This window comes from Microbacterium sp. STRO-1N (genome assembly GCF_057748015.1).
In genome coordinates, this window is sequence record NZ_CM173234.1 from 3,124,576 (window position 1) to 3,142,637 (window position 18,062).

20 protein-coding genes are annotated in these 18,062 nt (G+C 70.4%); 12 read left to right on the forward strand and 8 right to left on the reverse strand.

The features are described from left to right. Positions 1 to 50 precede the first annotated feature (50 nt). From AC3ANJ_RS15290 to AC3ANJ_RS15315, 6 genes are all read left to right on the forward strand, one after another. On the forward strand, positions 51 to 4,655 hold the full coding sequence (locus AC3ANJ_RS15290) for an ATP-dependent helicase (RefSeq protein WP_488317024.1): 4,605 nt from the start codon (positions 51 to 53) through the stop codon (positions 4,653 to 4,655). Between the two features lie 78 nt (positions 4,656 to 4,733). Continuing rightward, positions 4,734 to 5,618: an EI24 domain-containing protein gene (locus AC3ANJ_RS15295; RefSeq protein ID WP_488317025.1), complete on the forward strand. Its 885-nt coding sequence runs from the start codon at positions 4,734 to 4,736 to the stop codon at positions 5,616 to 5,618. After that, positions 5,611 to 6,384 (forward strand): DNA-formamidopyrimidine glycosylase family protein, encoded by a 774-nt coding sequence (locus AC3ANJ_RS15300; protein WP_488317026.1) that lies wholly within the window; start codon positions 5,611 to 5,613, stop codon positions 6,382 to 6,384. Before AC3ANJ_RS15295 ends, AC3ANJ_RS15300 begins: the two co-directional genes overlap by 8 nt. Before the next feature lie 78 nt (positions 6,385 to 6,462). Further along, positions 6,463 to 6,870 carry a transferase gene (locus AC3ANJ_RS15305; protein ID WP_406249100.1) on the forward strand — a complete coding sequence of 136 codons (408 nt, stop codon included), beginning with the start codon at positions 6,463 to 6,465 and terminating at the stop codon, positions 6,868 to 6,870. A 192-nt stretch (positions 6,871 to 7,062) separates the two neighbouring features. Next, positions 7,063 to 7,764 carry a LysR family substrate-binding domain-containing protein gene (locus AC3ANJ_RS15310; protein WP_488317027.1) on the forward strand — a complete coding sequence of 234 codons (702 nt, stop codon included), beginning with the start codon at positions 7,063 to 7,065 and terminating at the stop codon, positions 7,762 to 7,764. A gap of 58 nt (positions 7,765 to 7,822) precedes the next feature. Continuing rightward, entirely contained in the window at positions 7,823 to 8,539 is a 717-nt protein-coding gene (locus tag AC3ANJ_RS15315) for a glutamine amidotransferase-related protein (RefSeq protein WP_488317028.1), read from the forward strand. Between the two features lie 8 nt (positions 8,540 to 8,547). On the opposite strand, the gene AC3ANJ_RS15320 is transcribed toward AC3ANJ_RS15315, so the two are convergent. Both AC3ANJ_RS15320 and AC3ANJ_RS15325 read right to left on the reverse strand, forming a co-directional pair. After that, positions 8,548 to 9,000, reverse strand: coding sequence for a glutaminase (locus AC3ANJ_RS15320; RefSeq protein WP_488317029.1), 453 nt, complete (start codon positions 8,998 to 9,000; stop codon positions 8,548 to 8,550). Then, positions 9,000 to 10,208, reverse strand: coding sequence for a cation:proton antiporter (locus AC3ANJ_RS15325; protein WP_488317030.1), 1,209 nt, complete (start codon positions 10,206 to 10,208; stop codon positions 9,000 to 9,002). Before AC3ANJ_RS15325 ends, AC3ANJ_RS15320 begins: the two co-directional genes overlap by 1 nt. A 120-nt stretch (positions 10,209 to 10,328) precedes the next feature. On the opposite strand from AC3ANJ_RS15325, the gene purU reads away from it, so the two are divergent. Continuing rightward, positions 10,329 to 11,180, forward strand: a complete 852-nt coding sequence (purU, locus tag AC3ANJ_RS15330; RefSeq protein WP_488317031.1) for a formyltetrahydrofolate deformylase — start codon at positions 10,329 to 10,331, stop codon at positions 11,178 to 11,180. 107 nt (positions 11,181 to 11,287) lie between these two features. Here the strand turns inward: purU and AC3ANJ_RS15335 are convergent, their stop codons facing one another. Then, complete coding sequence (locus tag AC3ANJ_RS15335) at positions 11,288 to 12,331, reverse strand: NAD(P)H-dependent flavin oxidoreductase (protein ID WP_488317032.1); 1,044 nt, start codon at positions 12,329 to 12,331, stop codon at positions 11,288 to 11,290. 107 nt (positions 12,332 to 12,438) lie between these two features. On the opposite strand from AC3ANJ_RS15335, the gene AC3ANJ_RS15340 reads away from it, so the two are divergent. The 5 genes from AC3ANJ_RS15340 to AC3ANJ_RS15360 all read left to right on the forward strand — a co-directional run bounded on the left by AC3ANJ_RS15340 (position 12,439) and on the right by AC3ANJ_RS15360 (position 15,768). Then, the gene (locus tag AC3ANJ_RS15340; RefSeq protein WP_488317033.1) at positions 12,439 to 13,056 is read left to right on the forward strand and encodes an FHA domain-containing protein; all 618 of its coding nucleotides are present in this window, start codon (positions 12,439 to 12,441) and stop codon (positions 13,054 to 13,056) included. 55 nt (positions 13,057 to 13,111) lie between these two features. Further along, positions 13,112 to 13,384, forward strand: coding sequence for a DUF6412 domain-containing protein (locus AC3ANJ_RS15345; RefSeq protein ID WP_488317034.1), 273 nt, complete (start codon positions 13,112 to 13,114; stop codon positions 13,382 to 13,384). 63 nt (positions 13,385 to 13,447) lie between these two features. Next, the gene (locus tag AC3ANJ_RS15350; RefSeq protein ID WP_488317035.1) at positions 13,448 to 14,188 is read left to right on the forward strand and encodes a YidC/Oxa1 family membrane protein insertase; all 741 of its coding nucleotides are present in this window, start codon (positions 13,448 to 13,450) and stop codon (positions 14,186 to 14,188) included. A 69-nt stretch (positions 14,189 to 14,257) separates the two neighbouring features. After that, positions 14,258 to 14,764, forward strand: coding sequence for a hypothetical protein (locus AC3ANJ_RS15355; protein ID WP_488317036.1), 507 nt, complete (start codon positions 14,258 to 14,260; stop codon positions 14,762 to 14,764). Next, a complete protein-coding gene (locus AC3ANJ_RS15360; RefSeq protein ID WP_488317037.1) occupies positions 14,761 to 15,768 on the forward strand; it encodes a cation efflux transmembrane domain-containing protein in 1,008 nt (335 codons plus the stop codon). Before AC3ANJ_RS15355 ends, AC3ANJ_RS15360 begins: the two co-directional genes overlap by 4 nt. Positions 15,769 to 15,780: 12 nt before the next feature. On the opposite strand, the gene AC3ANJ_RS15365 is transcribed toward AC3ANJ_RS15360, so the two are convergent. The 5 genes from AC3ANJ_RS15365 to AC3ANJ_RS15385 all read right to left on the reverse strand — a co-directional run bounded on the left by AC3ANJ_RS15365 (position 15,781) and on the right by AC3ANJ_RS15385 (position 18,056). Next, a complete protein-coding gene (locus AC3ANJ_RS15365; RefSeq protein ID WP_406249088.1) occupies positions 15,781 to 16,095 on the reverse strand; it encodes a hypothetical protein in 315 nt (104 codons plus the stop codon). Then, the gene (locus AC3ANJ_RS15370) at positions 16,092 to 16,979 is read right to left on the reverse strand and encodes an SDR family oxidoreductase (protein WP_488319292.1); all 888 of its coding nucleotides are present in this window, start codon (positions 16,977 to 16,979) and stop codon (positions 16,092 to 16,094) included. The genes AC3ANJ_RS15365 and AC3ANJ_RS15370 overlap by 4 nt, the downstream gene beginning before the upstream one ends. A 201-nt stretch (positions 16,980 to 17,180) precedes the next feature. Then, the gene (locus AC3ANJ_RS15375; protein WP_488317038.1) at positions 17,181 to 17,399 is read right to left on the reverse strand and encodes a hypothetical protein; all 219 of its coding nucleotides are present in this window, start codon (positions 17,397 to 17,399) and stop codon (positions 17,181 to 17,183) included. Between the two features lie 48 nt (positions 17,400 to 17,447). After that, complete coding sequence (locus AC3ANJ_RS15380; RefSeq protein ID WP_488317039.1) at positions 17,448 to 17,585, reverse strand: hypothetical protein; 138 nt, start codon at positions 17,583 to 17,585, stop codon at positions 17,448 to 17,450. A 12-nt stretch (positions 17,586 to 17,597) separates the two neighbouring features. Beyond that, entirely contained in the window at positions 17,598 to 18,056 is a 459-nt protein-coding gene (locus tag AC3ANJ_RS15385; RefSeq protein ID WP_488317040.1) for an SRPBCC family protein, read from the reverse strand. Positions 18,057 to 18,062: the final 6 nt, after the last annotated feature.

Sequence of the window (18,062 nt, forward strand, 5' to 3'; positions counted from 1 at the left end):
ACCTCGGACATCGTCAACCCGTTGTCCGAGGCACCGACCATGATGGAGACATGAGCGATGTGCTCGAGCGCTTCACGCCCGCGACCCAGGACTGGTTCCGCGGCGCGTTCGCCGCGCCCACGGCCGCGCAGGCCGGCGCCTGGGATGCGATCTCCGCAGGCAAGCACGCTCTCGTCGTCGCGCCGACAGGATCGGGCAAGACCCTGTCGGCGTTCCTCTGGGCGATCGACAGCATCTTCCGGGAGCGGACGTCTGCGGCATCCGCGGATGCCGCAGACGACGCACCCCGCACACGGGTGCTCTACATCTCACCGCTGAAGGCGCTGGGCGTCGACGTCGAGCGCAACCTCCGATCCCCGCTGGTGGGCATCGGGCAATCCGCGCGGCGCCTCGGCATCCCTTCTCCCCCCGTGACCGTCGGCGTCCGATCGGGCGACACGACCTCGAGCGATCGCCGCAAGCTGGTGTCGAATCCGCCCGACATCCTCATCACCACCCCCGAGTCGCTCTACCTCATGCTCACCAGTCGCGCCGGCGAGACGCTGCGCGGCGTGCACACGGTCATCATCGACGAGGTGCACGCGGTCGCCGCGACCAAGCGAGGGGCGCATCTCGCGGTCAGCCTCGAGCGTCTCGATGCCCTCCGCCGCGCGCGCGGCGCAGAGTCACCGGCGCAGCGCATCGGGCTGTCGGCGACCGTGCGTCCCATCGACGAGGTCGCTCGTTTCCTCGGTGGCTCCGAGCCGGTCGAGATCGTCGCACCGCGCGCCACCAAGACGTTCGAGCTGGGCGTCGTCGTCCCGATTCCGGACATGACGAACCCGCCGGCGCCCCCCGGAGCGCCGGATCCGATGGCGCCCGGTGACGCGGAGTACACCGAGGTCACCGGGTCAGTGTGGCCGCACGTCGAAGAGGCGATCGTCGACCGCATCCTGCAGAACAACTCCACGATCGTGTTCTCGAACTCGCGCCGTCTGGCCGAGCGGCTCACGGGCAGGCTCAATGAGATCTACGCCGAGCGCATGGGCGAGAGTCCGCCGCCGACGCCGGCGCGTCGGGTGCCCGCGGCGATGCCGGCTCAGGGCGGCGCGACAGCCGGCGCCGATCCGGTGCTCGCGAAGGCGCACCACGGCTCCGTCTCCAAGGAGCAGCGGGCCCAGGTCGAAGAGGAGCTGAAGTCCGGCATCCTGCGCTGCGTCGTCGCCACCAGCAGCCTCGAGCTCGGCATCGACATGGGCGCGGTCGATCTCGTGATCCAGGTCGAGGCTCCCCCGTCGGCGGCATCCGGGCTGCAGCGCGTCGGACGCGCCGGACACCAGGTCGGCGAGATCAGTCGCGCCGCACTGTTCCCCAAGCATCGTGGCGACGTGCTGCACACTGCGATCGTGACCGAGCGGATGCTGGCGGGCAAGATCGAGGCGATCTCGGTGCCGCGCAATCCGCTCGACATTCTCGCGCAGCAGACCGTCGCCGCCTGCGCGGTCGATCCGATCGGCGTCGAGGACTGGTTCGAGACGGTCCGTCGATCCGCGCCGTTCCAGTCGCTGCCGCGCTCCGCGTACGAGGCCACGCTCGACCTGCTGGCCGGACGCTTCCCTTCGGACGAGTTCGCCGAGCTGCGCCCCCGCCTCGTCTGGGATCGGGATGCGGGGACGCTCACCGGACGCCCCGGCGCACAGCGGATAGCCGTGACCAGCGGCGGGACGATCCCCGACCGCGGCCTGTTCGGCGTGTTCGTCGCCGGTGAGACGACGGGCGCCAGGGTCGGCGAGCTCGACGAGGAGATGGTCTACGAGTCACGGGTCGGCGACGTGTTCACGCTCGGCACCACGAGCTGGCGCATCGCCGAGATCACCCATGACCGCGTCAACGTCATCCCCGCCTACGGCCAGCCGGGGCGGGTGCCGTTCTGGCACGGCGACGGCATCGGGCGCCCGTTCGAGCTCGGCGAAGCGCTCGGCGCCTTCTCGCGCGAGGTCTCCTCCGCCGAACCGGCGAAGGCGACGCAGCGTCTCATGGATGCCGGTCTCGACGCCATGGCGCGCGACAACCTCATGGCGCACCTGACCGAGCAGCGCGAAGCCACCGGCACCCTGCCCACCGACCGCACGCTGACGGTCGAACGCGGACACGACGAGGTCGGCGACTGGCGCATCATCCTGCATTCCCCGTACGGCATGAAGGTCCACGCGCCCTGGGCGCTGGCCATCAACGCCCGCGTCCGTGAGCGCCTCGGCGTCGAGGGCTCGGCTGTGGCCAGCGACGACGGCATCATCGTCCGGATCCCTGATGCCGAGAGCGAGCCGCCCGGTGCCGACCTGTTTGTGTTCGACCCGGACGAGCTCGAGCAGCTCGTCACGGAGGAGGTCGGCGGGTCGGCGCTGTTCGCCTCGCGCTTCCGCGAGTGCGCGGCTCGGGCCCTGCTCATGCCGCGCACGAACCCGAATCGCCGCTCGCCGCTCTGGCAGCAGCGGCAGCGCAGCGCCCAACTGCTCGAAGTGGCCAGGCGCCATCCCACCTTCCCCGTGATCCTCGAGACGCTGCGTGAAGTGCTGCAGGACGTCTACGACCTGCCGTCGCTGCGCAGGCTCGCGACGTCGATCGCCGATCGTCGGGTGCGCCTCGTCGAAACCGAACCCGCCCAACCGTCGCCGTATGCTCGCGATCTGCTCTTCGGCTACGTCGGCGCCTTCATGTACGAGGGCGATTCGCCGCTGGCCGAGCGGCGCGCGGCTGCGCTCTCGGTCGACCCGGCTCTGCTGGGCGAGCTGCTCGGCACGGTCGAGATGCGTGAGCTGCTCGACCCGGAGGTCATCGCGCAGTTCGAGCGCGAGGCGCAGCGGCTCGATCCCGATCGCCGTGCCCGCGGGCTCGAGGGCGTCGCCGACCTGCTGCGCATGCTCGGCCCGATGGATGCCGTCGAGGTCGCAGAACGGCTGGAAGCCACCACCGCGGCACCGGTGTCCGAAGCCGCCGCCCACCTCGACGCCCTCGTGACCGCGCGTCGGGCGATTCCTGTGACGATCGGAGGCGTTCCCCGCATCGCGGCGATCGAGGATGCCGCGCGCCTGCGCGATGCCCTCGGCGCAGCGCTGCCCACCGGCATCCCCGTCGCCTTCCTCGAACCGGTCGCCGACCCGCTCGCCGACCTCATCGCCCGCCACGCGCGTACGCACGGCCCCTTCACGACGGATGCCGTGGCGACCCGATTCGGCATCGGAACCGCGGTGGCCAGACACACGCTGCAGCGGCTGGAGAGCGCGGGGCGCATCAGCAGCGGGTACTTCCTGTCCGCGGCGGAAGCCGCCGACGATGCCGGGCCTGAGTGGTGCGACACCGAGGTGCTGCGCCGCCTGCGCATGCGCTCACTCGCCGCGATCCGCGGCAGCGTCGAACCCGTCGAGCCGACGGCGTTCGCACGCTTCCTGCCCGACTGGCAGCACCTTTCCCGCCCGGTGGAGGGCCTCGACGGCGTCCTCAGCGTGATCGAGCAGCTCGCGGGCGTCCCGATTCCGGCGAGCGCGTGGGAGTCGCTGGTGCTGCCGTCTCGTGTGCGCGACTACTCCCCAGCGATGCTGGACGAACTCACCGCGAACGGCGAGGTCATCTGGTCCGGGCACGGGACGCTGCCGGGCCGCGACGGCTGGGTCTCCCTGCATCCCGTCGACCTCGCGTCGTTCACGCTCCCCGAACCCGACGAGACCGAGGTCGCCGCAGATTCGCTCGAAGCCCGGCTGCTGGGCGCGCTCGGAGCAGGTGGGGCGTCCTTCGCCACGCACCTGCGCGACCGCGTCGGGGCCGAGAACGAGCAGTCAGTGCTCGACGCGCTCTGGGCACTGACCTGGTCGGGGCGCGTCACCAACGACACGTTCGCACCCGTGCGACAACTGCTCGCCGGCGGATCGCAGGCGCACAAGGCCGTGCGGCGCGCTCCTCGTGCGCGGACCTACCGCGGCGTGTCCTTCACTGGCGCGGCGGCCCGGCCGACGATCAGCGGCGGGCGCTGGTCGCTGCTCCCTGCGGGCGAGGCCGATGCCGCCCGACGTGCCACGGTCACGGCCGGGCTGCTGCTCGATCGGTACGGCGTCGTCACGCGCGGATCCGCGCAATCCGAGGGCGTCTCCGGTGGTTTCGCGCAGGTGTACCGCGTGCTGGCCGGGTTCGAAGAGGCCGGGCACTGCCGGCGCGGCTACGTCATCGAGAAGCTCGGCGCCGCCCAGTTCGCGGCATCCACCACGGTGGACCGCCTCAGGACGTTCGCCGGTCTCACGGACCCTCCTCCACGCCGCGCCATCACGCTCGCGGCCACCGACCCGGCCAACCCGTACGGGGCGGCGCTGCCGTGGCCGCGCCGAGACGGAGTGACTCACCGTCCGGGGCGCAAAGCCGGCGGACTGGTCGTGCTCGTGGACGGCGCCCTGGTCCTGTACCTCGAGCGCGGCGGACGCACGGTGCTGGCTTTCGGCGATGATGATGAAGCGCTGCGTGCCGCGGCATCCGATCTGGCGGCGACATCGCGCGCCCGCCGGCTCGAGACCCTCACGGTCGAGAAGATCAACGGCGAGCCCGTGTACGGCACGGAGTTCGCGATCGCGCTCCAGGAGGCGGGATTCGTCGCGACGCCCCGCGGCTACACGCTGCGCAAGGCCATCTGACGGCAGCAGGGCTGGCGCGCACGACGCCCGGCTCGGCCCGCATGACAGCGTGTCCGCACCGCCCTCTACGCTGGAGGCATGCTGCGGGAGTTCGGGATCGGCGTCGGAATGCTCGTCACGGGGTTCCGGTTCTGGGTGGTGCGCCCGAAGCTCATGGCCCTCGGCCTGGTCCCCGCCGTCATCGCGTTCCTCGTGCTCGCCGCCGTGCTCGTGCCGTTCGGATTCAGCCTCGGCATCCTGACGGATTGGGCGACGCCGTTCGCGGATGGCTGGATCAGTCCCTGGCGCGAGATCCTGCGTGTGACCTTCGGCATCGTCCTCTTCATCGCCGCGCTCGCTCTGGCCGGCGCCGTGTTCACCGCGCTCACCCTGACGATCGGCGACCCGTTCTACCAGCGGATCTGGCGCGGCGTCGAGCGGTCGCTGGGTGGTGAGCCCACGGGCGAGACGGGCTTCTGGACCACGATCGGCGAGGGCGTCCGCCTGATCGCGCTCGGCATCCTGGTGGCACTGCTCACGCTGGCGATCGGATTCGTCCCGCTCGTCGGCGGTTTCCTCGCCGGTGCCACCAGCATCGTGCTCACCGGCCGGCTGCTCGCCCGCGAGCTCACCGGTCGCGCGTTCGACGCACGCGGCCTGACCGCCTATTCGCGCTCGGAGGTTCTGCGGGTCAGCCGCGCACGCGTGCTCGGCTTCGGCGTGGCCACGCAGCTGTGCTTCATGATCCCGCTCGGCGCGATCATCACGATGCCGGCTGCCGTCGCAGGCTCGACCGCCCTCGCACGGTCACTGGTCGAACGCGCCCCGGCCCCGACCCCGACACCGGCACCGCCCCGGGCCCCGAGCTCGACCCCGACGTCGATTCCCCGTCCGGTGCCGACGCAGGCCCGGACTTCAGCACCGGCACCGCCCTCGACGCCTGCGCCGCCGTCTCCGCCCGCACCCCCGAGCTCCGATGCCTGAGGGCGACACCGTCTTCCGGACCGCGCGCCGTCTGCACGAGACGCTCGCCGGTCGCACTGTGACGCGTTTCGACCTGAGGGTGCCGCGCGCCGCCACCGCCGATCTCACCGGGCAGACCATCCATGGCTGCGTCGCCCGCGGCAAGCATCTGCTGCTGCGGATCGGCGACGACACCCTCCATTCCCATCTGAGGATGGAAGGCGCCTGGCACCTGTACGCGCCAGGACAGAAGTGGCGGCATCCGGCCTTCCGGGTGCGCGCGATCGTCGGTACGGCGCACCGCGAGGCGGTGGGCGTCGACATCGCCGAGGTGGAACTCGTCGCGACGCGCGACGAGGATCGCCTCGTCGGGTATCTCGGTCCTGACCCACTGGGTCCGCACTGGGATGCCCCGGAGGCCGCCCGGCGGCTGCAGGCGGATGATCGCAGCATCCATGTGGCCCTGCTCGACCAGCGCAACGTCGCCGGATTCGGCAACGAGTACGCGGCCGAACTCCTGTTCCTGCGCGGCATCCTGCCCACGACGCCCGCCGCGTCGGTCGATGTCGAAGCCCTGGTCGCGCTCGGGGCACGGGTGATCCGAGCGAATCGCGACCGCCATGACCGCACCTTCACCGGTGTCGCCCGGCGCGGCGAGACCGACTGGGTCTACGGACGTGCCGGGCAGCCGTGCCGGCGCTGCGGAACGCTCATCCGCCGAGGCGAACAGGGCGCGGATCCCACTCGCGAACGCGTCACGTTCTGGTGCCCGAACTGCCAGAAGTGAGCACATCCCGATCCGGGAATGAATTCACGGCACCCGTGGTTGTCCATATATCCGGGAGTCTCCGGAACGGGAGGAATCGTGGGTAAGAACTACATCGATATCGAGGACGAGCAGGGCGCCACGCTGCGATACCGCAAGCACGCCAATGGTCGCGGCCTCGTCGCGCATGGCGCGAAGGTGCACCCGATGGCCGTCATCGAGGCAGGCGCCTATATCGAACCCGGCGCGCGCATCGCCGCGGGGGCGAAGATCGCCCGTGGCGCGTGGGTGGAGCCGGATGCCGTGATCGGCGAGAACGCGTCGATCGACGCGCACGCGCACATCGGCCAGGGCGCAGCCGTCGGCGCGGGGGCGCACATCGGCGTCCGCACAGAGGTCGGAGCCGGAGCGCGCATCATGCGCGGCTCGCGCATCGGCGACGACGAGACCGTCGCCGCCGGACTCACCATCGCCACCGACCGCAAGGGGCTCTGGCTGGCGGCCTGACTGCTCGAGAAACCACTTCCGGCGGGAGAAACCGCCGCTGACGTGGTTTCTCGCGCGCCGAGTGGTTTCTCGGCCGCAGCCGCGAGGCACGCACGCGGGGCGAGTAGCCTGAGACACGTGGCGAAATCGGGAGGCAGCGGACGCAGCGGACGCGCAGGCGGCGGCCGGCGGACCGTCAGCAAAGGGACACCCGTGCGCACGAGCAAGGGGGCACCCCCGCAGAAGCAGCCGGGCAAGGGCACGCCGAAGAAGAAGGCGACCGGGAAGCCCGCTTCGCCTGCTGAGCGGTTCGACTCCGCGTCATCCGCACCCCGCACCTTCCGTCTCGGTGTGATCCCCGGCGCGACTCCGGGGAAGTGGATCGACGCCTGGAAGCAGCGGATGCCGCATGTTCCACTGGAGCTCGTACCGCTCGTCGTCGCCGATCAGCGCTCGGCGCTGGACGATCTGGACGCCGCCCTGGTGCGACTTCCGATCGAGGATGCCGATCTGCACGTGATCCGGCTCTACGACGAGCTTCCGGTGGTCGTGGCCACCGCCGAATCGCACCTCCTCGCGGCCGACGAACTCGACGCGTCCGATCTGGACGGCGAGGTGCTGCTGGCATCGGACGAGGACGTCCTGGATCTCGATCTGCCGCACACCACGGCATCCGCGCACGGAGCCGTCCCGACGACCGCCGATCTCATCGCGACCGTAGCGACCGGGGTGGGCATCGCCGTCGTCCCGATGTCCCTCGCGCGCCTGCACCACCGCAAGGACGTCGAGTACCGCGTGCTCCGCGACGGCCCGGTGTCGACCGTCGCGTTCGTCTGGCCACGCGAGCGCAGCACCGATGACGTCGACACCTTCGTCGGGATCATCCGCGGCCGCACCGCGCGCTCCTCGCGCTGACGCGTCACCGTCCGTCATGCGCTTCGGCACGCGCGATCGGACTGGCTAGAATCGCCGGATGGCCTCGCTTCTCTACATCAGCGTGCGCCCCGAGCTGGCCGCCGCGGATGCCGAGCACGCGTCCTTCCGCCGAGGACTCGGCGCCGACGAACTCGATCGCCTGGATCTCATGGCCACTCCGCTGGATGCCGGAGCGCTCGACGCGCATCGCGGCATCGTGATCGGCGGATCCCCGCTGAACGTCACCGACCCTGCGCCGACCGCGGAGCAGCGCCGTGTGGAGGCCGACCTCGAACGCATCGCCGCCGCAGCGATCGACGGGCGCACCGCCGCGCTGTTCACCTGCTACGGCATCGGCGTGGTGACCAGGATGCTGGGCGGCACGGTCACGCTGGACCATCCCGAATCCACCGCGGCGGTGAAGATCCGTGCCACCGCTGCCGCACAGCACGACCCGGTCTTCGGCCCGAGCGGTCCCGAACTGACGGTGTTCACCGCGCACAAGGAGTCCGCCGCCGAGACACCGCCGACCGCGGAGCTGCTCGCGATGGGCGACGCGTGTCCTGTGCAGGCGTACCGCGTCGGTACGCACCTGTACGCGACCCAGTTCCACCCGGAGCCGAGCCCGGCGGACTTCGCCGAGCGTATGACGTTCTACCGCACCAAGGGATACTTCGACGCGAACGCGTTCGACGCGGTGCAGCAGCGCGTGCTCGCCTCGACCGTCACCGAGGGCGAAGCCCTGCTGAGCCGCTTCGCCGCGACGTTCGCCTGACCCGGGATTCACGTGAGCAGCGCGATCCGCTCTCGCAGGTATTCCTCGAGCGGCATGTAGCCGCCCGCGCTCGACCACTTCACCTGCACCACGCCGTCGACCATGGCCAGCGGGCCGGAGGACCCGCCGGCGTCCACGGCATCCACGTCGATCACGCTCCATCCGACATGCGCGACCTCTCCCTCGTCGAACCCGCCACGCAGCGCCCACTCCCGACGGGCGGCGCGTTCGCGCGCCGACTCGGCCGTGTAGCCGCGCCGACCGGCATTCGCGGCGCGCAGCACCTCGGCGGTGGCCAGCGCCGCGTCATCGGTCAGCAGCAGGACGCCGATGTGCCAGGCCTCGCCGATCCGGACGATGCGGTCACCGCGGAATCGCGAGTGCTTCTCCTCGCCCAGCCCCTCCTTGGGCACGCCGGCCAGGTGCCGGCGGGCATCCTGCAGGAGCGTCGAGGCCGACATCACAACTCGCTGACCGGGCGGTTCTTCTCGGCTGCGGCGAGTTTCGCACTGTCGCCGCGCAGAGACATCGCGATGAGCGGATACAGCAGCACCGACAGCATCCCCGCTCCGACCAGCGCCGCGGCGATCCCCGTGTCGAGCATGTCCTGCTCCACGCCGATCGCCGTCACCGCCACGATGATCGGAAGCCCCGTCGCGGACAGCAGCGCCAGCGCCGACCGTTCGCGCACGCTGGAACCCGCCGGCGCCGAGAACTGCGCTGCCGCACCGCGGAACAGCAGCAGAGCGACGAGGAACACCGGCACGAGCGCGATGGCTTCCGGCGACGCGAGCAGCGCATCGAGGTCGTAGGTGATGCCGGTGTAGAGGAAGAAGATCGGCACCAGGAACCCGAATGCGATGGCCTCGATCTTGCTCTCGATCTCCTCGGCGTCCTCCTTCGGCGCACGCGCCATGATGATGCGCCAGACGGCTCCGGCGACGAACGCCCCGAGCAGCATGTCCAGGTCGAGCACCACGCTGAGCGCGACGAGCGAGGCGATCAGCAGCAGCACGAAGCGGATGCCGAACTGGTCCGAGGTGTGCAGGGTCGCCCGCAGGAACGCGTGCAGCCGGCCGTGCGGCGTGCGCTGCGCGAACACCACGACGACGGCCGCGAGCACGACGAAGGTCAGCAGCACAGCGGTGGCGACCCAGGTCGTCCGCGTGCTGAGGAAGACCGAGATCGCGATCAGCGGCAGGAACTCCCCGACGGCGCCGATCGCCGTCACCGTGCGACCGAACGGCGTGCCCAGCTCCCCGGCATCCCGCAGGATCGGCATCAGGGTGCCCAGTGCCGTCGAGCTCAGCGCGATGCCGATCACGACCATGCCCTCGCCAGGCGCGAAGAAGAAGCCGAGTCCGATCCCGAGGACGACGCTCAGGACCCAGCCCAGCGATGCGCGCACGAGCGGCTTGCCCGCCAGCTTTCGGAAGTCGATCTCGGAGCCGGCGATGAAGAACAGCATCGCCAGGCCGAACTCGCTGAGCTTCTCGAGCACCTCGCCCGCGTCGACCCACCCCAGAAGCGCCGGACCGATCAGGATGCCGAGCACGAGCTCGAACACGATGACGGGGACGCGCAGCACGGGTCGCACTCCCTTGGCCAGCAACGGCGCCAGCACGGCCATCAGGGGGACGAGGACGAGTCCTGCTTCGCTCGGGTTCACGCCTGTCAGATTATCGGCCCCGCTGGCCGCGAGCGGGCCGATTCGTGGCGACGGGCTCCGCGATTCGTCACCGCCGCCGTCGACGGGGCAGAATCGACGCAGACCCTGCAAGGAGCATCCATGTCCCAGCCCGACACCGCCCGTCTGCTCATCGCGTGCGACGACCAGCCAGGAATCGTCGCCGCCGTCGCCGGCGTGCTGGCCGAGCACGGCGCGAACATCATCTCGCTGGACCAGCACTCCACGGATTCCGAGGGCGGGCGGTTCTTCCAGCGCACCGTGATCCACCTGCCTGGACTTTCGGCCGCGCGCCCTGCACTGGAGGCGTCCATCCAGCAGGTCGCCGACCGGTTCGGCATGGAGTGGTCGCTGCACGACGTGTCCCGCCGCAAGCGCGTCGCGATCTTCGTGTCGAAGTACGACCACTGCCTGATGGAGCTGCTCTGGCGCGCGCAGCGCGGCCAGCTCGACATCGACATCACGATGGTCATCTCCAACCACCCCGATCTCGCCGAGTCCGTGCGCGGCTTCGGCGTCCCGTTCGTGCACATCCCCTCCGGCGACAAGCAGGCGATGGAGCAGCGCCAGCTCGAACTGCTGCAGGGCAACGTCGACCTCGTGGTCCTCGCGCGCTACATGCAGATCCTCACCGACACGTTCATCGAGCAGCTCGGGGCCCCGGTGATCAACATCCACCACTCGTTCCTGCCGGCGTTCATCGGGGCGAACCCGTACGCGAGGGCGAAGGATCGCGGAGTGAAGCTCATCGGCGCCACCGCGCACTACGCCACGGCCGACCTCGACGAGGGGCCGATCATCGAGCAGGACGTCACGCGCGTCACCCACTCCGAATCCGCCGCCGAGCTGCAGAGCCGCGGCGCCGACGTCGAGCGCCTCGTGCTCGCACGGGCCGTGCAGTGGCACGCGGAGGACCGCGTGATCGTGCACGGCCGATCGACCGTCATCCTGTAGTCCTGCGGCACCGTCCGGAGCTGCGTCGCCATCCCGAGATCAGGAGTTCCGCCTGAGATCAGGAATTCCGGCGGAAATCCTCCGGGTCTCGGCCGATCCTCCTGTTCTCAGCGGCCGGGAATCCCGGCCACGAGCTCGTCGAACACCTCGGATGCTGTGTCCCACCGCGCCAGCGGCGCCGACTGACCGAGCCAGAGCGACTGCAGTTCACCCAGGTTCTGCTGCCCCGCGGCGGTCCGGAAGCGCCCGGTGAGCCAGTTCTGCATCGGGAACGGTGCGATCGTCCCGCTCGCCTCGATCGCGCGCACCGCCCTGTTGCGGGCGCCGCGCGCCAGGCGCCCGCTCATCGCGCGGGTGAGCACGCTGGCGTCGGCCGACGTGCTGCGGATGGCGGCGCGATGCGCGTCGTTCGCCGCCGAGTCCGACGTCGCGAGGAACGCCGTCCCGACCTGCACGGCCGATGCTCCGAGCGCGAACGCCGCCGCCGCACCGCGCCGATCGGCGACGCCACCGGCGGCGATGACCGGGACGTCCACGGCATCCGCGACCTGCGGCACCAGGGCGAACGTGCCGACCAGGGATTCCTCCGGCGAGCGCAGGAACGAGACCCGGTGCCCCGCGGCCTCCATGCCGGTCGCCACGATCGCGTCGACCCCTCCCGCCTCCAGCGCGAGCGCCTCGTCGACGGTCGTGGCGGTCCCCACCACGCGGATGCCGCGACTGCGAGCGCCTGAGATCAGATCCGCCGACGGCACGCCGTAGACGACGCTGAGCACGGCGGGTGCAGCATCCCAGATCGCGTCGAGCTGTTCGTCCAGCGACGGCATGTAGCGCTCCGGACGTGCCGGCACCTCGACGCCGACGGCCTCGTAGAACGGCTGCAGCGCCTGCGCGTACACCGCATGCTGCGGCGCAGGCTCCGCCTCGTCACCCGTCGGAAGCCAGATGTTGAAAGCGAACGGACGCGCCGTCGCCGCCCGCAGTTCGGCGGCCGTCTGCCGGATCCGCTCGCCGTCGTACCCGTACAGCCCGTACGACCCCAGCCCGCCCGACTCGCTCACCGCGGCGGTCAGGCGGACGGAGGACAATCCCCCGAACGGTCCGAGGACGATGGGATGGCGGATGCCGAGAAGTGCTGCGAGATCGGTCATGCTTCGAGGCTACGCCCGGCCGCGGCATCCGGTCCGGTGTGCGGCGGGCTGTCAACCCCCTCTCGCTCGATCGGGGCCCCCGCCTACCGTCGAGGCAGGAGGTCACCATGAGCACGGAACCGCACACGCCCACCACGACCCACGACGCCTGGGGCGCCGGAGATCCGCACCTGCGCATCACCGGCGGCGGCGATCGCCTCGTCTACCATCTGCGCGACGACGTCGTGCGGATCGGATCCGCGGCGGGCAACGAACTCGTCCTCCCGAGCGGAGACCCGGTGCACGCGACGATCACGCACGATGAGCGCGACGAGTACGTGCTCACGCTGCACGGACCCGGCGAGACGAACGCGGCCTCGCTGGACGCCTCGGGCGAGCGCTCCCAGATCCTGCGCACCGGAGCGAGCTTCACGGTCGGCGAATGGGAGCTGGTGTTCGGACGGGAGGAGTCGGCCGATCACGGGCGCCCGTACGGCGGACGCCAGGGCGGGGAGCTGTCCGATCAGGACCTCCAGCCTCCGCGCCCCGACTACGCAGAGGATGCCGCAGCGCCGCGCATCGACACGGATGCCGCCACGGAGGATCCGACGACGGCCAATGCCTCGGGGCAGGGCGGTTCGGCCGAGGGTGCCGAGCGGTCCTCGACCACGCGCCGGCTGGCCGGGGACAAGCAGGGCGAGACCGCACCGGATGAGGACGGCACGTCGGACGACCCCTGGAGTTGAGAGCCCTCCCTCCGCGCGCCGCTCGAAGGATGAGCGGAGGGGTACCCTCGATGACATGGCGGCGATGATCGAGCACGTGATGGCCTTCGTGCTGTCCGCGCTCGGGCTTGTCGCGCTGCCGGACATGGCCGCCCTGGGACTCGCCGTCGCGATCCTCGCGGTCGCGGCCCTGATCGTCGCCGTCGCGATCGTCGCACCCAGCGCCGGCAAGGATTCGCCTCCGCATCCGCTGCGTGCCATCGATGCGTCGACTCTGCTGTCGCAGAGCGATCCGGATGCCGCCGGCCATCCTCGTCCACGAGCGCCGGGAGTCGTGCGCGCCGTGTGACCCGTCCGTTCGCGTCGGGACACGGCATCCGCCGACCTTCCCGACGCATCGAACGGACACTTCATGGACCCCTTCTCCTTCCCTCCCCTCGCGGCGCTGCTGGATGCCGCCTATGGCGCCCTCGCCGGTCTCGCCACCTTCTTCGAACCCTTCACCGGCGCCTCTGCGGCCGCACTCGCGGTCGTCGTCGTCACCCTGCTCGTGCGTGCCCTGCTCATCCCCGTCGGCATCTCGCAGGCCAAGGCGGAGCAGACCAGGGCGCGCCTCGCTCCCCGGCTCCGCGAGATCCAGAAGCGGCACGGCAAGAACCCCGATCGGCTGCAGCGCGAGACGATGCAGCTCTACCGGGACGAGAACACCTCGCCGTTCGCCGGGTGCCTGCCCGTGCTGCTGCAGGCGCCGATCGTCGGCATCCTGTACACGCTGTTCCTGCGCACCGAGATCGCAGGCCATCCGAACGAACTGCTCTCGCACGACCTGTTCGGCGCGCCGCTGGGCACGAGCCTCGTGCACATGCTGGCGGCAGGTCCGTTCTCGCTGCCGACGCTCGCCGTCTTCGGCGGGCTCGTCGCGATCATGGTGGTCGTCGCCGAGGTCACCCGACGCGTCTTCCGTCCAGCGCCCGTCGACGATACGCCGCTGTCGTCGCCGGGGATGCTGCGGATGATGAGCGCCCTGCACTACCTGACGGCGGTGTTCGCACTGTTCGTCCCGCTGGCCGCCGCCCTGTATCTCACGATCACGGTCGTCTGGACGCTGGTGCAGCGCGTCATCCTGCGCCGACGGCATCCGCTGCCGGTGTGACCCTTACCCGGGCCGGATGCCGCGGTCAACCCGCTTGAGCACGGCATCCGCCGTCCGGATGCTGGACGCATGCTCGCACCAGATGCTCGACGCGCGGCACTTCGACGCGCCGCCGCCACGATGACCTGCGGCGCCCTCGCGGCAATCATGACCGGATGCCTCGGCACGGTGCCCAGGGATCCGGACGGGACCCTGGACACCGTGACCGACGGGACGATCCGGGTCGGTGTGAGCCTCGAGCCGGAGGTCGCAGAAGCCGGTGAAGCGCCGGATGATGCGCCCCGCGGTCCACTCGCCGACCTCGCACGGGACTACGCGGACTCGATCGACGCGCGCGTCTCCTGGGTCCCCGCCGGCGAGGAGACGCTCGTCGGCATGCTCGAGGACGGCGACATCGACCTCGCCATCGGCGGGTTCAGCGATCAGACGCCGTGGTCCGAACGGGTCGGGACGACGAGGGGATACGCCGACCTGCCCGGCCTGAGGGGCCGCACGATCGTGTGGCTCGTCCCGGCCGGTGAGAACGCTCTGCTGTCGGACATCGAGCTCTTCCTCGACGGAGAGGCCGGCTCATGACCCGCGCCGATCGGCACCGATTCGGGCGGACGGACCTGCCGCCCGAGCAGCATCGCGCACTGCACTCCGCGATCAGGTGGGAATGGTTCACGATCGGCTACACGACCGTGACGATCATCGTCGTGGCGTTCGTGGTCGGCGGCTCGCAGTCGATGCGCACGGCATGGATCGAGGACATGCTCTCCCTCCTCCCCCAGATCGCCTTCCTCATCGCGCTGCTGCTCGTCCGGCGCCGCCCCTCCGTGAACCACCCGTACGGTCGCCACCGTGCGATGGGCGTCGGGCACGTCGTGGCCGGTGTCGCCCTCGCGACGGTCGGACTCAATCTCGCCTTCGAGGCGGTCAGCGGGCTCGTCACGCAGGACCACCCGACGATCGGCACGGTGCAGCTGTTCGGCCAGACGATCTGGCTGGGCTGGCTCATGGTGGGCGTGATGAGCGTCATCGTGATCGGACCGGTGTTCTTCTACGGCCCCGCCAAGGCGCGGCTCGCACCGCTGCTGCACAACAAGCTCCTGTACGCGGACGCCGATATGGCCAAGGCCGACTGGCAGACCAACGCCGCATCGATCATCGGCGTGATGGGGATCGGTCTCGGCGTGTGGTGGCTGGACGGCGTGGCCGCCCTGTTCATCTCGATCGGCATCGTGCGCGACGGCGTGCGCAACACCCGGTCCGCCGTGCGCGACCTCATGGACCAGCGCGCACGGACCTACGACGACAAGGCACCGCATCCACTGGCCGCCGAGGTCATCCAGTACCTGCGACGCCTGCCGTGGGTCGGCGATGCGGCCGTCCGCATGCGGGACGAGGGACAGGTGTTCCACATCGAGGCGTTCGTCCGGCCGTATCGTTCACGGGTGTCGCTGGCCAAACTGCGGCACGCCTCCGACGGCATCGCAGCGCTGGACTGGAAGGTGCAGGACGTCGTCGTCATCCCGGTCGAGCAGCTGCCGGACGAGGCCGACCGCGGAACGGATGCCTCGGCGAGCAGGGCTCGCTGAGGCATCCGTCGCCTACCTCTCCGGAGGGAAGTGCGGGATCTCGAAGGGACGCGTCGAACGGTTCTCCTCGGCGGCCGCGACCGCGGCATCCAGGTCCTCGAGCAGTTCGTCGAGGTCGCGGTAGCGCGAGCGATGCGGGCAGGGGCTGCGCAACCACAGCACCTCGATCGCGCCGAGCTCGCTCTTCTCGGCGTACGCGACGAGTCGTGCGGCGTCTGCGTGTCCACGGGTGGCGTCGCAGATGCGCCAGCCGGCGCGTCCGAGCGGGATGATCTCCCACGACGGGCTGGTTGCTGACGGAGGGTCTGTGGGGGCCACGATGCTCACAGCGCCTTCCCTCCGGTCACGGCGAGGACAGCGCCTGAGGTGTACGACGACTCCGCCGATGCGAGATAGACGTACGCACCGGCGAGCTCCGCCGGTTGGCCCGCACGACCGAGCGGGGTGTCGGAGCCGAACTGCGAGACCTTCTCCTCGTCCCAGCCGGTGGAGGGGATGAGCGGCGTCCAGATCGGCCCCGGCGCGACGGCGTTGACACGGATGCCGCGCGTGCCGGCCTCCTGCGCCAGTGCCTTCACGAAGGCGACCTGCGCGGCCTTGGTCATGGCGTAGTCGATGAGACCTGGCGACGGTTCGGCCGCCTGGATCGACGCCGTCACGATGATCGACGCCCCCGGCTCCATCGACGGGTACGCCGCCCGCGCCGAGTACATGAGCCCGGCGAGGTTCGTGTCGAAAACGCGGCGCATGTCCTCGGTCGCAAGATTCGCGAAGCCGCCGACGTCGTGCTGGTAGGCGGCGTTGAGCACCAGCACGTCGAGTCCGCCGAGTGCACGACGAGCCTCGACCACGGCATCCGTCGCGAACTGCTCGTCACGGACGTCACCGGACAGACTCAGCCCCTTCCGGCCGGCGTCGCGGACGAGGCCCAGAGTGTCATCGGCATCCTCCTGCTCCTCCGGCATGTGCACGATCGCGACGTCCGCGCCTTCGCGGGCGAAGGCGATGGCGACGGCTCGTCCGATCCCAGAGTCGCCGCCCGTGATGAGGGCACGTCGGCCGGCCAGCCGGCCGTGACCGACGTAACTCTGCTCGCCGTGATCGGGGGTGGGCCGCGTGGCATCCGTCTGTCCGGGCTGCTTCTCCTGCGACTGCGGAGGGAACGGGCCATCGGTGTGCGCGTAGCGGGGGTCTTCGGCAATACGTGTCATCATCATCCTCGCTCTGGGGAAACGTCAGGAAGGTCGTTTCCGACCCTCCCTCTCCGCGCCGCGAAGAACCAGGGGGTTGACACTGGCGGAGCGAACAGCCTTCGCGTGCGTGAGCGCTCGCGCGCGATCTGTCAACGGGGCCGACCGGCCGGATGCCGATGCGCGACGGTGCGAATCCATCAGCCGAAGGAGTCAGCCATGTCAGGTACGCGAGCCATTCCCGAGGACGAACTGCCGTTCCCTCCCGACCGCGTCGAACAGCGGGATGCCGAGAACACCGATCCGGCGGATGCCGAGGCCGTGCCCGAGGAGGAGACCGCCGAGGATCCGGCCGACGAGGAGCAGCCCGAGGCGCAGGGCGACGAGCCGCTCGAGTTCATCGCCGGTGACGTGCTCGTTGAGGGCCTCACCGCTGCCCAACGCGGCTCAGAAGCGGCCGGGGAACATCGTGGCGAGCGTCGCCGCGCCCTAGGCGCGTGTCCACGGCGCGAGGTGATCGGAACACATCGCCCCGTCGAAGCCGACGCTCTCCGCATCCCGCACCGCCTGCAGCAGCCTCGCCGGGTCGACCTGCGCGTGCGAGGCGCGGAAACCGATCTGGACCATGGGTGCTCCCGCTCAGAAGGCGAGATCCGGGTCAGCGCCGACCCGGCTCCCACCACCGCCGCCCTCCATGAGCTCCTTGAAGCGCTTGAGGTCGGAGGCAGCAGCTCGTTCGTCGAGATGGAGAAGTGCTCCCGCCTTCTCTGTGAGGGTCTCTGGCACCCAGCCCATCTCCAGCTCGACACGTGTGCGCTCGGCGTCGATGGGCGTGAACTGCACCGCACCGGTGTGGATCTTCTCACCGTCGCTCACCCAGGCGATGCGCCGGTTCGGCTCGGCCTCGGTCACGATCGCGTCGAACTCCCGCTCGACCCCGCCGACGTTGACCACCCAGTGCGTCCGGTCCTCGCTCAGGCGCTCGATGCTCTTCACCATCGACATGTAGTGCGGCATGTCCTCCAGCCGCGCCCACTGGTCGTACACCGCGCTCGCGGGCGCTTCGACCTCGATCTCGGCTCTGATCACTTCGGTCATTCTGCT